The sequence below is a fragment of the Aminipila sp. genome (genome assembly GCF_032051575.1).
Lineage (GTDB): Bacteria > Bacillota > Clostridia > Peptostreptococcales > Anaerovoracaceae > Aminipila.
This window is the reverse complement of the sequence record NZ_DAMBYD010000015.1, coordinates 21,221-36,925: the sequence shown is the minus strand read 5'-3', so window position 1 is coordinate 36,925 and position 15,705 is coordinate 21,221. Positions and strand designations below refer to the sequence as shown.

At 35.9% G+C, this 15,705-nt stretch carries 12 protein-coding genes; all 12 read left to right on the top strand.

The annotated features are described in order from the left end of the window. Positions 1–34 precede the first annotated feature (34 nt). Positions 35–2,512 (top strand): helix-turn-helix transcriptional regulator, encoded by a 2,478-nt coding sequence (locus RTW14_RS17240; protein ID WP_312653764.1) that lies wholly within the window; start codon positions 35–37, stop codon positions 2,510–2,512. Positions 2,513–2,613: 101 nt separating this feature from the next. Then, positions 2,614–2,844 (top strand): DUF2442 domain-containing protein, encoded by a 231-nt coding sequence (locus RTW14_RS17235; protein ID WP_312653762.1) that lies wholly within the window; start codon positions 2,614–2,616, stop codon positions 2,842–2,844. Positions 2,845–2,862: 18 nt separating this feature from the next. Then, the gene (locus tag RTW14_RS17230) at positions 2,863–6,303 is read left to right on the top strand and encodes an S-layer homology domain-containing protein (protein WP_312653760.1); all 3,441 of its coding nucleotides are present in this window, start codon (positions 2,863–2,865) and stop codon (positions 6,301–6,303) included. 129 nt (positions 6,304–6,432) lie between these two features. Beyond that, positions 6,433–6,876, top strand: coding sequence for a cupin domain-containing protein (locus RTW14_RS17225; protein ID WP_312653758.1), 444 nt, complete (start codon positions 6,433–6,435; stop codon positions 6,874–6,876). 332 nt (positions 6,877–7,208) lie between these two features. Then, positions 7,209–7,592: a GntR family transcriptional regulator gene (locus RTW14_RS17220; RefSeq protein ID WP_312653755.1), complete on the top strand. Its 384-nt coding sequence runs from the start codon at positions 7,209–7,211 to the stop codon at positions 7,590–7,592. Beyond that, positions 7,589–8,449, top strand: a complete 861-nt coding sequence (locus RTW14_RS17215) for an ABC transporter ATP-binding protein (RefSeq protein WP_312653753.1) — start codon at positions 7,589–7,591, stop codon at positions 8,447–8,449. The genes RTW14_RS17220 and RTW14_RS17215 overlap by 4 nt, the downstream gene beginning before the upstream one ends. After that, on the top strand, positions 8,449–9,099 hold the full coding sequence (locus tag RTW14_RS17210; protein WP_312653751.1) for an ABC-2 transporter permease: 651 nt from the start codon (positions 8,449–8,451) through the stop codon (positions 9,097–9,099). The genes RTW14_RS17215 and RTW14_RS17210 overlap by 1 nt, the downstream gene beginning before the upstream one ends. Before the next feature lie 91 nt (positions 9,100–9,190). Further along, positions 9,191–9,724, top strand: coding sequence for an RNA polymerase sigma factor (locus RTW14_RS17205; RefSeq protein WP_312653749.1), 534 nt, complete (start codon positions 9,191–9,193; stop codon positions 9,722–9,724). Further along, positions 9,714–10,868: a hypothetical protein gene (locus RTW14_RS17200; protein ID WP_312653747.1), complete on the top strand. Its 1,155-nt coding sequence runs from the start codon at positions 9,714–9,716 to the stop codon at positions 10,866–10,868. The genes RTW14_RS17205 and RTW14_RS17200 overlap by 11 nt, the downstream gene beginning before the upstream one ends. 183 nt (positions 10,869–11,051) lie before the next feature. Next, complete coding sequence (locus RTW14_RS17195; RefSeq protein WP_312653745.1) at positions 11,052–13,013, top strand: ATP-binding protein; 1,962 nt, start codon at positions 11,052–11,054, stop codon at positions 13,011–13,013. Between the two features lie 5 nt (positions 13,014–13,018). Next, positions 13,019–14,398 (top strand): sigma-54-dependent transcriptional regulator, encoded by a 1,380-nt coding sequence (locus RTW14_RS17190; protein ID WP_312653743.1) that lies wholly within the window; start codon positions 13,019–13,021, stop codon positions 14,396–14,398. 212 nt (positions 14,399–14,610) lie between these two features. Next, entirely contained in the window at positions 14,611–15,639 is a 1,029-nt protein-coding gene (locus tag RTW14_RS17185) for a TRAP transporter substrate-binding protein (protein ID WP_312653741.1), read from the top strand. Positions 15,640–15,705: the final 66 nt, after the last annotated feature.

Genomic DNA, 15,705 nt, shown 5'->3' with positions numbered 1-15,705 from the left:
TAAAATGAAAATTAACCGTTGAGGAGATTAAGCATTGGGTAAGGATAATAAAACAAGTAGTCTCTATTTTCCCAAACAGATAAAGGTGGCAATGGAAGGCATTTCCGATTATCCTCTTACTGTTGTAGAAGCACCCATGGGATATGGTAAAACTACTGCTGTAAGGGAATATTTGAGAACTATTCAGGCAAATGAATTATGGGTAAGGATACATGATAGCTTAATAAGTGGTTTTTGGAATGGCCTCTGTAATACATTGGAAGGATTTGATGAAAAAATTTCTCTAAGCCTAATAGAACTAGGCTTTCCAGATGATAGTGTATCCTTGCAGGAGGCTTTAAAATTAATAAGGAAAATCAAATTCCCGGAAAAAACGTTTTTAATTATAGATGATTATCACTTGATAAATAAGCCTGAGGTTGGTAATTTTATCAAATTCTTGACGGTACATGAAATAGCTGACTTACATATTATCTTGATTGCTCGGTTTATTGAATTTGAAAAGATAGAGGAGCTTTCTTTAAAAGGGTATTTATATCACATAACTAAGGAAACCTTTGAATTAACACTGGTTGAAATAAAGAAATATTATAAATTCTGTGGAGTCAACCTAAAGGATTCGGATTGTGAAAAACTTTATAAACTTACGGAAGGCTGGTTTACCGCACTGTATCTTTTAATGTTGAATTATATAAAGCATGACAGTTTTGAAGCCACCCGAGATATCTATAAGTTGATTGAAAACACTATCTACCTTAATTTTTCAGATGAAATTAAGGAGTTTTTATATGCAATTAGCTTGTTTGACAGTTTTAACCTTGAACTGGCTACAGCCTTAAGTGGTAATGATAGTGCTGAAAGACTTCTATCTGAAATAATCAGTGAGAATGCTTTTGTTAAATATGAGGAAAAAACAAAAACTTATCAGGTGCACCATATTTTCAGTAAATATCTACAATCTCTCTTTCATGGCAGGAATATTGCTGATCAAAGGGGGCTTTATCAAAAAATGGCAAATTACCAGTTGAAAAACGGTAATTATGTACAGGCAATGGAAAATTCATATATGGCTAGTGATTTTGAAAATATGCTTTGTGCCTTAGAAGCGGATAAAGGTCACAGTATTCATAATGAACAGCAGGAAATTTTTATCCGCTATTTTGAAGAATGTCCTAAACAATTAAGACAATCGCATCCCATTGCAATGCTGATTTATGCAATTTGTCTTTTTTCCTTTAACGAGATGGAAAGATTTGATCAGACTTGTAGGGAATTTGAAGAATTAGTCCAAAATAGTGATCGGTTTGTGAAAGATAGAATTTGTGAACTAAATGGCGAATTTGAATTGCTTTTATCCTTTACCAAATATAATAACATTCAGAAAATGTACCAACATATCAATAAAGCCGCTATGCTGTTAAAGCAGCCTGCGCAATTTTTGGATACGAAAAGCAGTTGGACCTTTGGTTCTCCTTCAGTTCTGTACATGTTTTATAGAGAACCAGGATCAATGAAAGAAGAACTGAAAAATCTAAAAGATGCAATACAAGTTTACAAAAAGCTTACAAATGGGCATGGAACAGGTTGCGAATCAATTATGGAGGCGGAATACTATTTTAATCGAGGTGATTTTGAAAGTACTGAAATTTTTCAGAATAAAGCTTTCTATCCGGCTAATCGTAATGGTCAAGGGGACATTGTCATAAGTGCAATGTTTTTACAGGCAAGAATAGCAATCGCCAAAGGGGATTATAACTCTATTCTTAATGTTTTAAAAAGAATGCGTGAAAAAATGACCAGAAAAAGGTGGTATGGATTAATGTATACTATTGATCTTTGCGAAGCATTTCTTTATTCAGGATTGAAGCAGTACGAAAAAATACCTTCGTGGGTTAAGGAAGGAGATTTAGATTCTGGTAAATTATATTTCCCTACACGAGCATTTTATAATATTATTTATGGAAGGGTATTATTAATAAAAGGTGAGTATTTAAAAATTTTAGGAATTGCAGAAGAACTTATCATGGAAGCTTCTATTTTCCCTAATTTATTAAGTATGATTTATGCCTATATTTATATAGCAGCAGCAAATTTAAAAGTTCACCGTCGTAGTGATGCACTAGCAGCCATAGAGAAAGCACTGCATTATGCAGAGACAGATCAGATTTATATGCCTTTTGTGGAAAACTGTGACTATATTACCCCTTCACTTCAAGAACTTTACAGGGAAGGGGTATGCAGAGAGGCAATTAGTGCTATTTTAGAGTTATATCAATCCTATCATGTAGCAGTTGAACAAATAATAAAAGAAAATTTTACAGAGAGTAAACCACAGTTAACTGAAAGGGAAAAAGAGATTGCGCTGCTGGCGGCTAAAGGACTTACAAACAAAGAAATCGGAGAAATCTTATTTATTAGCACGAATACTGTAAAAATGGCGCTAAAAAACATTTTCTTTAAACTTTCTATTAATAATAGGGTGCTTTTAAAACAGTATTTAAATGATTTTTGAATAAATTTATAAAAGACTACCCATCGGGTAGTTTGGTATTAATAAAATCCATCATACAATTGTGTATGGTGGATTTTATTAATTGGGGGTATAGGGATTTTATGAGTAAAATAAAAAACGTCGAAATAAGAGATAATTTTTGTCTCCATGTGGATCTTGAAAATGGAAGCAGTATCTTATTAAATCTTGAAAGCAGGTTGCAGACAGTCAGGTTTGGTATGCTAGCAGATAAAGATTTTTTTAAAAGTGTGTCAACAGACGGTGATTTTATACGCTGGGGAGATCAAATAGAAATATCCATCAACGAAATTTTTCAATTGGCGCAAAAATAAAAAAGGAGGAATTCTATTGTGTTAAAATCAAGGAAAGTATTTTTTAATGTAGCGATGGTAATGCTGCTACTGCTGAGCTCTCTGTCGATTAACGTTCAGCCTGTCATGGCCACAGTTGCACCGATGGTAACCGGAGCGGTAGCAATCGACAGTGGGCATATTACCATTAGCTTTAATCAGGAGATGGCCCTCGGGTTAGACTATGAAAAAGGTTTTCAAGTCAAAATTAATGGAACTATCGCAAGTACTGGTTCCCTTAGTTATATATCAAATGAGGATCGTACGAAGTATGTACTTGTTATAAACCAAGGCATACAGGCAAATCAAACGGTGACCCTTTCTTATACCGGGATTAATGTGGAGTCAACAAGCGGTGAGTTGCTTGCCTCATTTAGCAATTTAACTGTGATGAACAATGTGAAGGGAACTCCGCCTTCCACAGTTTATGTGTCGATAGGGGGACCTAACGAGGTTGATGTGGAGCAAAGCAACTATGTGACTGTTGGATTTGATAAGGGTATGGCTGCCCCACCGTCTGCGCCAGGAGGGTTTTCAGTCAGTATAGATGGTGTAAATAAACCGGTCATCGCAGTTGAACCTCATCCCGAGCCTCTTCCCGATCCCATTTATAAATCTAATTACTATTTAAAACTGACAAATCCGATTAAGGCAGATCAAAATGTGAAGGTTTTTTATGCACCGGGAATAGTGAAATCTGAAGACGGGGGTGTACTGCAGGCTTTTAGCCGAGACGCAACAAATTACTTGCCGCTCAGACTGTCGAATATCAGTCTGAGCGGATCTCCATTCAATTACACCTTTAGCCCAGGAACGACGATCTATAATAATGTAACCGTGGCCGCCAACGTTGAAAGCGTTAAGGTGGTGCCGACGGGCTTGGGGATAATCACAGTAAATGGAACATTTGTCACCTCTGGAGCAGAATCCCCGCCAATCCTTTTGCCTCCCGGTGTTGAACAATCCATTACGGTGCACACCGTTCTCGCTACTCCGGTATATTATGAGGATTATAAACCAAGAACGTATACCATCAATATCACCCGAGAAGGCCCACAGGCTACGCCGACATTCAGTCCTGCCGCTGGAGCAATTACAGATGGAACTTCCATTGAGATTATATCTTCAGGAGCAGATCATATTTATTATACACTGGATGGAACAGATCCAGAGGCCTCTGCAACGGGAACGACAATGGAATACAGTGATTCTTCTAAACCCATCATAAACGGGGGGATGACTGTAAAGGCCATTGCTGTCAAAGCTGGAAAGGTGAACAGCCTGATTGGAAGCGCTACATATGCCCTTATGCCTTCTGCAGACCTTACCGCACTGGAGCTGAGCGGCAATCCTTCCAATTATGCCTTTGATGGCGGTATATACTCCTATCACTCGGTTACAGTGGCCAATTCTGTCGAACAAATAATGGTAACTCCAACAGGAACAGGGGATATTACAGTTAACGGAACATTGGTATTAAGCGGCACGCCTTCAGCAGCAATTAATTTAACTGCTGGAAGCCCAGAGACAATAACGGTGTCCACAACGGAAGCAGGCAAGAGTGCCAAACTTTATACCATTATTGTGACAAGAAATCTTCCTGCATCAGTGGTTCCTACTTTTGAACCCTCCGCAGGAGCAATTGTTGACGGGACTCCGGTACAAATCATGTTCCCTGCTGCAGATCATATTTACTATACGCTGGATGGAACGAACCCTGCGACCGCTGTAACGGGGACAACAATGGAGTATAATGACTCTTCACGGCCAGTCATAAATCATGGAACGACAGTGAAAGCCATAGCGGTAAAAGCCGGCAGCGACAACAGCTCTATGGGTAGTGCTTCCTATACCTGGGCAGCTTCTGCAGACCTTACAGAGCTTGCACTGAGCGGCAGTCCCGCAAACTACAGTTTTTCAGGAGGTACATACAATTATAACGCTGTTACGGTGGCAAACACTGTTGCAAGTGTAACAGTTACTCCTACAGGGATAGGAAGCATAACCGTTGATGGAACTACCGTCGCAAGCGGTACTGCCTCGGGAACCATTGATTTGACTGCAGGAACTCCCAAAACGATCACGGTATCCTCAACGGAGACAGGCAAGAGTCCTAAGACTTATATCATTACCATAACAAGGGCAAATTCGAATAATGGTTCATCATCTGGCAGTGGCGGCAGCTCTGGAGGAAATGGTGCAGGTACAGGAATTTCAACAGATATAACGAAAAATCAAACCACTGCCTCAGGCAACACGGTCACTGCAACAACAAGTACTACTGCTACTGTAGATGCAAAGGGGAAAGCTACGGCTTCAGTTACCCAGTCACAAGTAAGTGATGCAATCAGCAGGGCGTTTTTAGAAGTTCAAAAGAAGGGAAATTCTGTAGCGCCTGTGGTTGAAATCAGGGTGGAAGGAAGTAACAACTCTGCAACTTCTGTTGCTACCGGTATACCTCAGAAATCAATGTCGGATATAGCGGATAGCTCAACAAATTTTCTTTCCATTTTAACACCGATTGCTTCTGTTGCTTTTGATCAGAATTCAATTGATACTATATCAAAAGCAGCAGCAGGGGATGTGACGATTACTATTTCCAAGGTAAGTGCAAAGATCCTTTCGGAGGAGGCAAAACAAGTCGTTGGAGATAGACCTGTATTCAACTTTAATGTAACAAGTGGTGAAAAGACAATATCACAGTTTAACGGCAATGTGACTGTATCCGTGCCATATACTCCAAAGACAGGGGAAGATACAAATTCTATCGTTATCTACTACATTAATTCAGAAGGGAAACCGGAGGCCGTTACGGACTGCTCTTATGACTCGAAAACAGGAATGATTACATTTAAGACAACACACTTCTCTCAGTATGCGGTTGGTTATAATAAAGTAAGTTTTAATGATGTATCTTCAACAGCATGGTACAGCAATGCTGTTAGCTATGTAGCAGCAAGAGGAATTAGTACTGGAGTGGGAAATGGAAATTATGAGCCTGCCGCCAAATTAACCAGAGGACAATTCCTTGTAATGGTCATGAGAGCTTACGGACTATCCGCAGATAGTAGTTCTAAAGATAATTTTTCAGATGCAGGAAATATGTATTATACGGGTTATCTTGCTACCGCAAAAAAACTTGGAATTACAGACGGAATAGGAAATGATAGATTTGCTCCGGAGAAAGAAATTACCAGACAGGAAATGTTTACTCTTTTATATAATACTTTAAAGCAAATAAATGAACTTCCCACAAGTACCACAGCGAAAACGTTAACAGCTTACAGTGATTCCAGCCAAGTAGCAAACTGGGCAAATCCTGCCATGACATTGTTTGCAGGAACAGGAATCATTAGTGGAAACGGAGGAAAGATCAATCCGAAGAATACGACAAATCGCGCGGAAATGGCGCAGGTATTGTATAAACTAATGATAATATAATTTGGAAATCATTAAAAAAGCATTAATTTTAATAAGGGTAAACAAAACCACGGTATTGAAGAATACCGTGGTTTTCAATCAAATTACATCATATAGTATATGAAGGGAAAGATCGAAAGGAATAAAAACATGTATAATCATAAAATAAACACATCTGATATAACTGATTATGGCCTAGAACCACTGGTATTTAACATTTATAAGGCTGCTATGCAGAATTGTAACTATCGTACAGCCTTATGGACTGGAGATTACTTACAATTAACATTAATGAGTATTGAAGTGGGAGAAGATATAGGTTTGGAAATGCATCCAGATTTGGATCAAGTTATACGGATTGAAGAAGGCTATGGTTTTGTTAAGATGGGCAGTGACAAAGAAAAATTAAATTATCAAAGAGAGGTGGATGGTAATTTTGCCATTATTATTCCTGCTGGCACATGGCATAACCTAATTAATACTGGTAGTAGGCCACTTAAATTGTATTCTATTTATGCACCTCCTGCCCATCTATATGGAACAGTTCATGAAACAAAAGAAATAGCCGAAGCAGATGAGATACACCATTATTAATGCTGAGATATGGGGCTTATAGAATGCGTTATCTGTATTGTACAAAGGTTACAGACAGAATAAAATAGGGTATTGTAAGAGGGCACTGAAAAAGCTTACTCTTTTTAGCCTGTAGAATGATAGTAAAAATATAAAATCCACTATTTACCATATAGTATGAGGTGACCACTTAAAGTTAGTTCAGTATGGATATAGTGGGTTTTTTATTGCATGTTTTTTGGGTATGATAAATTGTTTTTTTGTATTTCCGTTTTTATATAATGCATTGACAATTTGAGATTAAAGTGTATACTGTGTATTATAAACATGCACAGTGAGAGGTGGTATAAATTGTGAACATACTAATTTCAAATACATCGGATAAACCTTTGTACCAGCAAATTAAGGAGCAAATTAAAGATGCTATACTTAGGGAAGAATTATCTGAAGGAGAGTTATTACCTTCAATCCGAAGTTTCGCTAATGATATTCATGTTAGTGTTCTTACAATCAGACGTGTATATGATGAGCTTGAAGCAGATGGATTTGTAACGAGTCAGGCGGGTAAAGGCACATTTGTGTCAGCAGGTAATTTAGAATTGCTTATGGACTCTAAGAGAAGGTTAGTTGAAGAAAAACTACAGGAAGCAATAGAGAATGCAAAGCTTTTTAATATCAGTAAGAAAGAATTATCAGCAATGATGGAGATTCTTTATGAAATGGGGGAGGAAATATGAATAATGTTTTAGAAGTTGAAAATCTGTGCAAGGCTTACGGAAATTTTAGCTTGAAAAAAGTTAATTTCAGTTTACCAGAAAATTGTATTACTGGATTTATCGGTGTAAACGGTGCGGGCAAAAGTACAACGATTAGAAATATACTCGGTCTTGCGTTACCCAATACCGGTTCAATAAAGTTTTTCGGCAAAAGTATGGATACCGATGGGGAAATCATAAAAAATCGAGTTGGTATTGTTTTAGATGATGGTGCGTTTTATGAAAATCTTTCGATGCAGACTATGAAAAATATTCTTGCTCCTGCTTACTTTCAGTGGAATGAAAATGACTATAAGAAATATATGAGAGAATTTAATTTAGATCCAAAGCAAAAAATATCCACTTTATCAAAAGGTATGAAAATCAAATTTGCCCTTACAATTGCTTTATCTCACAATGCGGATTTGCTTATTATGGATGAGCCGACTAGCGGACTTGACCCACTTATTCGCTCAGAGCTTATGGGGATTTTATTGGATTTTGTAAAAAGTGAAAGTAAAAGTGTGTTTTTCTCAACACATATTACATCTGATTTAGAAAAAATAGCAGATATGCTTGTTTTGATTGATAAGGGCCAGATTGTTTTTCAAGAGGAAAAAGATTTATTACTTGAGAAATACCGAACAGTCAAAGGAGACTTGTCGGATTTATCTGAGGAAATGAGAAAAATATTTCTTACAGTTCAGACAAATAATTATGGGTTCATAGGCATAACTGAAAAAACAGATATGGTTAAAAAAGCCTGCAGAAAACAGATCATTATTGAGAAACCAAGCATTGAGGATATTATGCTTGCACATATTGGAGGTGTGAACTAATGAAAATGATAGTTTCATTAATTAAAAAAGATCTTTACTTAATTAATTGGTATCTTTTATTCAGCATTGTTGTGATGATTGCACTGCCGTTTTTTATAAGCTCAGAGATTCCAGAACTGTCTGACTTTTCTGCTTTTGTTATGACTTTAGTATTTGCGTTGTATATGCCATTAGCATCCTTATCTATGGCAGAGATGAAATATCCGAAGGCTGCAGCTTCTGTTTGTGCAACTCCCTATTCTCGAAAGTTAATTGTTCTTTCAAGATATTTGTTTCTTATTTTGTGGTACTTCCTTGCATTATTTTGCTATTCGGTATTAAGTATCATAGTTCCTCAGATAACGTTACTTAACTTGAAAGAAATCTTATATTCTTTGGTGTTGGTTAGTGTGGCACTCGGTGGGTATCTTACATTGGATTACAAATTTGGGTATGAAAAAATGAAATATTTGATTATGGCAGTTGTACTAGGAACGCCAGCATTATTGCCGCGAATCGCTATGTTTTGTGCAAAACATAACTTCCATTTTGATTTTATTTCAGCTATTCCAGATTCAGCAAATTATTGCGTTCTTGCAGCAACGGTGGTTTTGGTTTCATTTCTTTCTATTCAGTTTTCCATAAAGATATACAAAATAAAGGAATGGTAGAAAAAAGCACATCGGCAAATTCCTGTGAACCAACTGGAAAGTTATTACCATATATAGGTGAAGGGCAAAACCACATGTGGAGGAAATTAATTTGAAAGTTATAGAGGTAAGTGAACTGGTTAATGTTAATGGCAAGGATATATATAATTTCTGCAGGCAGTTAACCCAAAATAAAGATGAAGCAGATGAACTTTATCAGGACACATTTTTAAAGGCTGTAGAGCTATGCGATAGAATTGATGTAGGGAACAATCCAAAGAGTTATTTAATGTCCATTGCAGTAAAACTATGGAAGAACCGCAAAAGAAAATTTGCCTGGCGGGGAAGAATCGCAACGATGGAATGTCACAGTGAAGAATTGGATTATGGGGAATATCAGTTTAGTAAAGAGCAAAGTCCGGAGGAGCAGCTGCTAGAAAAAGAAAAACAGAAAATGGTGGCAGAAGCGGTTAGAGCTCTGAAAGAACAATACCGGGTGCCAATGTATCTATATTATGCAGCCAATATGTCATTAAAAGAAATCAGCAAAATTCTTCAGAGGCCAGAAGGTACAGTAAAAAGCCGGCTACATAAGGCAAGGGGAGAGGTTAAAAAATACCTGGAGGATAGTGGATATGGAAGATAAAGAATTAAATCAATTTCTAAAAAATGCCCTTTCAACAAATTTTAAACCAGATTATGAACTGAACGTAAGAATTGTGCAAAAAGCAAGGGGTAATAATATGATAAAGACCAAAAGAGTAAAAAAACTATCTACTGTCGCAGCAGTTTGCTGCTTAATTCTATGCTGTACTGTTACAGCATTTGCAGCATGGAATTTCTTAACACCAAAAGATATTGCAAGTGAATATGGGGATAAACAACTTGCAAAAGCTTTTGAAAGTAAAGACGCTGTCTTAATAAATGAATCTCAAACCTATGGTAAATATATGGTTACTTTATTAGGTGCAGTGTCGGGTAGTGATTTAAGTGATTTTTGTTCGGACAACAATCAAGTAAGTACGGCCAAAACGTATGCGGTTGTGGCTATATCCCAAAATGATGGAACTCCAATGCCAGCCACATCAAGCAACGAGTATGGAAAAGAATCATTTCTTATTTCACCATTTATTCAGGGACTGAACCCAAAAGATTATAATATTTTTACAATGAATGGTGGTTATTTTGAAATCGTTAAGAACGGTATTATGTATCGTATGATTGAATGTGACAATATTGAATTGTTTGCCGATAGAGACCTTTATTTAGGAGTTAGTAATACAGCTTTCTATAATAATGAAGCGTATAACTTTGATGAGAAAACTGGAAAAATCTCGCCAAATAGCAGCTACAAGGAAATGAACATTTTATTTCATTTACCATTAAAAAGTGATAAGGCTGATAAAAAAGCGGCAGAACTATATTTAAAGAAATTAGCATTGTCACAAGGAAATGATGTAGATAATAATAAAGCTGCAGAGAATCAAAGCAAAGAAGGGGTAGTTGATATAACTGAAATAACAGAGCACTGGACATTACTTTCAGAGAAAAAAGTCGCACCAGATAAGGCGGGAACAATTTACTATTCTTATAAAACAATGCAAGGGGGCTCTGGAGAAGGTTCAATTACGGAAGACGCATTGTTTGATGAAGGACAAATAGGATATTCAAAGAATTTTAATATAATTAAAGAAGGTGATAAGGATAAGGTTAGTAATCAGGTTGCGGTTTTATTTAGCAGAGATAAAGACGGAGATGTAACCGTATCTGTTTATGAAACAGATAAATAATTGATATACATACAAATAAAAGGCTATAAACAAACACCGTTTGGACTAAACAACACGGTGTTTGTTTTTTATAAATGAATATTTTGATGTTTACTTATGCATTGTCATGAGATATTCTATATTCAATAGAAATAATCGAAAAAATGTTGCATGATTTTACTGGATACCAATCTTGGAGGAAATATGAAAAAGAAGAAGATTCTTCTCTTGATAGTACTGCTTGTCATATGTGTTGTTGGCATTAGAAAATTGGATTTAAATTTAAAATACAATTTAAGTGTTCTGGATTATTATAAATATAATAGTGTATTAACCCCAAGGGAAAAGACTTTACTCCAAGAGAAACCTTTTCTTGTTGGACTATATAATGACCCTCCTTTGGCTTTTCTTAATGAATTTAACAATTATAATACGGGGATTGTAGTAGATTACTTGTCTCAGCTGGCAATTGAGTTGAGGAATGATATTCATTTAAAAGTAGAATCTGAAGAGTATTTATCCGATGCCTTGAATAATGAAGAAATTGATATCGCTGTGGTTGAAAGGACGCCAGACAATGAGAAAAGATTTGAAATAAGCCAGCCGCTGTGTGTAGTTAAGGGTAAAATTTTAGTTAAAAACAATTTAGATATTGATAGTATCTACGATTTGAATGATATGCGATTAGTCGCCTTAAAAAGTGATTATCGAAACGGAAGCATACAAGAATACTTTAAGACAAAACACAATATTGAAATTATAGAAGTAGAAAATATTTATCAATGCTTTGCCTTGATTAACAAAGATGTTGCAGTGGGATTTGTGGGGGATGATATGGAAGCTGCACATTTTCTTAAAGTTACAAATCGAGAGACGAATTTCAGCTTTTTAAAACCTACAGTTTATGAAAAGGAAATTTGTCTTGCAACCCAAAAAGGCAACTATGAGCTGGTAAATATTCTAAATAAGGGAATATTGGAGCTGAAGAAAAAGAATCTGATTGCACAGACTCAATATAAATGGCTAGGCAATTTCCACAGTGATAGCCTGGATTTGCAAAAAATAGAATTGACTTATAAAATTTTGATTGGAATCACGCTGATTATAGCAATTTTTTCAAGCTGGAATTACATCATTACGCAGAGAGTTAATTCCAAAACCAGAGAATTATCTGAAAGCAAAGAAGAGCTTAGGCTTATTATAGATACCATGCGAAGCGGCATAATGGTTATTAAAAATGATTCAACAATTATTGAATGCAACAAGGCTGTAGAAAAATTAGCGGGAATTGCCAGGGATAATCTGATTGGCATAAATTATAACCAAATTGAGGCACTCCAGCCATTTATTAATGAATTGCATATGAATCAGGTCTTTAATGTAAAAAAGGCTTACTATTACATAACCTGTCAAAATTTTAGCAGTAATAAAAAATTAATAAGCATAGAGGATTATACAGAAAAATATGTCCATGAGAAAACCGCCAGACAGGAAGCCAAGATGATAGCTATTGGGCAGCTTTCAGCTGGTTTGGCTCATGAAATCAGAAATCCTTTGGGACTTATAAAAAGCTACAGCTATATTATAGAAAAGTATTGTACAGATGAGATCGGGAAACATGCTATTTCAGTTATCAATGACTCTGTAGGAAGAATCAATAAGCTCATAGAGAATCTATTAAGGTTTTCAAGACTTTCCAATGATGAGAACAAGCTGGTGGATATTGAGAGTTTATTGAATGTTATCTTGGAATTAGAAACAAAAAATATTGAACAAAACAATATTACTATAAATAGCTGGGTTGGTGGCAAGTATTTAAGGCCCATTGTCATGAATGAAGATGTATTGAAAATGATATTACTCAATTTGCTTAACAACAGCATTGATTCATTTGAAGGAATTGAAAGAGAAGCAAAAATAATTAAACTGTCACTTATTGTGGAAGAGAGCCACTTAAACATTAAAATAAGTGATAATGGATGTGGTATAGAAAAGGAAATAATAGAAGATATATTTAATCCCTTTTATTCCACCAAAGAGAAAGGAACAGGCTTGGGGCTTTACGTCATCAGTACGGAAATCTTCAATAATGATGGCAAAATCTCAGTTGAGAGCAACCCTGGCGACGGGACAGAATTTGACATAATTTTACCCATAAAGGAGTGACTTAAATGGTTTCAAAAAAAGGATATAAGATACTTATCGTTGATGATGAAATAGAATATCAAAAAGTTTTATCCATAATCTTATCTGACGTGGGATATGACATAGCCAGCTGCTCTAATGGGCATGAGGCGCTTGAATATATTGAAAATAATATTGTAAATCTGGTCCTGACCGATTTAAAAATGCCTGTTATGGATGGGGTTGAGCTAATTAAGAGAATTAAAGAAAAATATGACAATGTGGACGTGATTGTGATGACGGCATTTGGAAGTATTGAGAGTGCCGTGGATTCAATTAAATATGGTGCTACTGACTATTTTGTTAAAAGTGGTGAGATGGAAGAACTTGTAATGAAAATTGATCGATTATCCACCATATTCCGGCTAGAGAGAAAAAGTTCTGTTTTGTTAAAGAACCAAAATGATACAGAAATATTTATGAATTCAAAGAATGAAGAATATAAACGCCTTCTGGAAATGTGCAAAAGAACAGCAGACACGGGTATCAATGTTTTGCTTCTTGGAGAATCGGGTGTGGGAAAAGAAATCATTGCTAAATATATCCATCGATTAAGCAGTCGCAGACAGGAACCCTTTGTTGCTGTCAACTGCCAGGTGTTTCCTGAAGGCATGATTGAATCTGAACTGTTTGGGCATGAGAAGGGTGCTTTTACAGGTGCTATTGATTCAAGAATTGGCAAGTTTGAACAGGCAAACTTTGGGACGTTGTTTTTAGATGAAATTGGAGATTTACCTATTGCTACTCAGGGAAAACTGCTTAGAGCCATTGAAAGCCGAAAAATTGAAAGACTTGGGAGTAATAAGTCGATTAACCTTGATGTGAAATTTATTTCAGCAACCAATAAGGATATTGAAAAACAAATATTCAAAGGTGATTTTAGAGATGATTTGTTTTATAGAATTAACACATTGTCACTGTATATACCACCGCTGAGGAAGAGGCGGGAGGATTTGCCAGCTCTGATTAAATTCTTTATTAAAAAGATTGAAATTGAGCAGAAGAAGAAAATCAAGAGAGTTGATGATGATGTGATGGATTTCCTGCTTCACTACGATTATCCAGGGAATATACGAGAGTTAAAGAATATAACGGAGAGAATGATTGCACTCAGTAAAGATGGTGTTATTACCATCAATGAAATCCTAATGCCTATAGGCGATGTCATAGAAAAGAACACCACAGAGCAAGTTGGCGTAAAATCTCTTAAGAAAGCCAGATCAAACTTTGAATGTGATTTTATTTTAAAGGCTTTAAAAAATAATGAGGGGAATGTGGTCAGAACAGCAAAAGAATTAAATATAAGTACAAGACAACTGTGGAATAAGATCAGTGAGTATAAGATTGACTGTAAAAAGTGTGAATAATTTTTCAGTATTTTATTAAGAAGCGTGTAAGAAATTACACGTTTTTTTATACAGGATTTTGATGAAGAAAAACAGAATCAAAGGAATTTAAAGGATTCCGGCTATAATTGTTTATTGTTAAATAATTGGCATGATGTTTGCTCTTATATAAGTCACATGATAATTAGATGATTATTATGTAACTCAAAATTATAAGAAAGGATTTAGAAATTATGAGAAGAGGGAAATTATTATCAATTATTCTAGCTATGGTATTGTTAATTGGTTTATTTGGAGGGTGTGGAGCCAAGACTAAGACAACAGCTGAAGCAGAAGGTCCAATTGTGATTAAGATTGGACATACCGATTCATCACAGAGATCAACCCATAAATGGAGTGAAGCACTTGGTGAATATTTAGAAAAAGAAGCACCAGGAAGATTTAAAGTGGAAGTTTATCCTGATGGACAATTAGGAGATACTCCAGATTTGGTATCCGGCATTAAACTGGGAACGGTTACAATGATGTTTGATTTGTCATCCGTTATAACATCAGCAGCAGGACCGGATTCAACCTGTATTGATCTACCTTATTTATATCCTTCCTTTGAAGATTGGGAAAAAGGTACATTTGAAAACGGTGGATTGGAGTTATTTAACGAAACTCTGAAAGATTCAGGTTATTACTGTATTGATATGTACTATAACGGTATGAGACAAGTTATAAGCAGAGATAAAATCTACCACAATCAAAAAGACTTAAAAGGACAAAAAATTCGAATTGCGCAAAATGATTTAAACATTGAAATCTGGAAAGCCATGGGCGCTAATCCAACACCAATGGCGTGGGGTGAAGTTGTGACCTCGTTGTCTCAAGGCCAGATTAATGCGCTGGATCATTCATTAGGAGTATTTAATGACTTTAATTTACATGAAATTGCCCCATATATCACTTTAACAAATCATGCAAGTTCACCTTTCCCAATCATTTGTTCAAGAGAATGGATTGAATCTTTAAATCCTGAGGACAGACAAGTGCTTGAAGCAGGAGTTAGAGAAGTGGCAAAAAATCAGAGAGCTGAAGAATATGCAAAAGAGCAAGGCTACATTGAACGCTTTAAAAAAGAAGGTGCTCAAGTTTATGAGTTGACTCCTGAAGAGTTGGCTGCATTTGAAGAAGCAGTTAAGCCAGTTTATGACTATCAAAGAAAACTTGTTGGCGATGAAATGCTTGATAAATGGTTAGCTACACGCCCTAAATAAGATGAAAAACTAGTATTTTAAAATTACACTAATAGGGAAGTATGAAAGGAGGTCATTATCACTTTT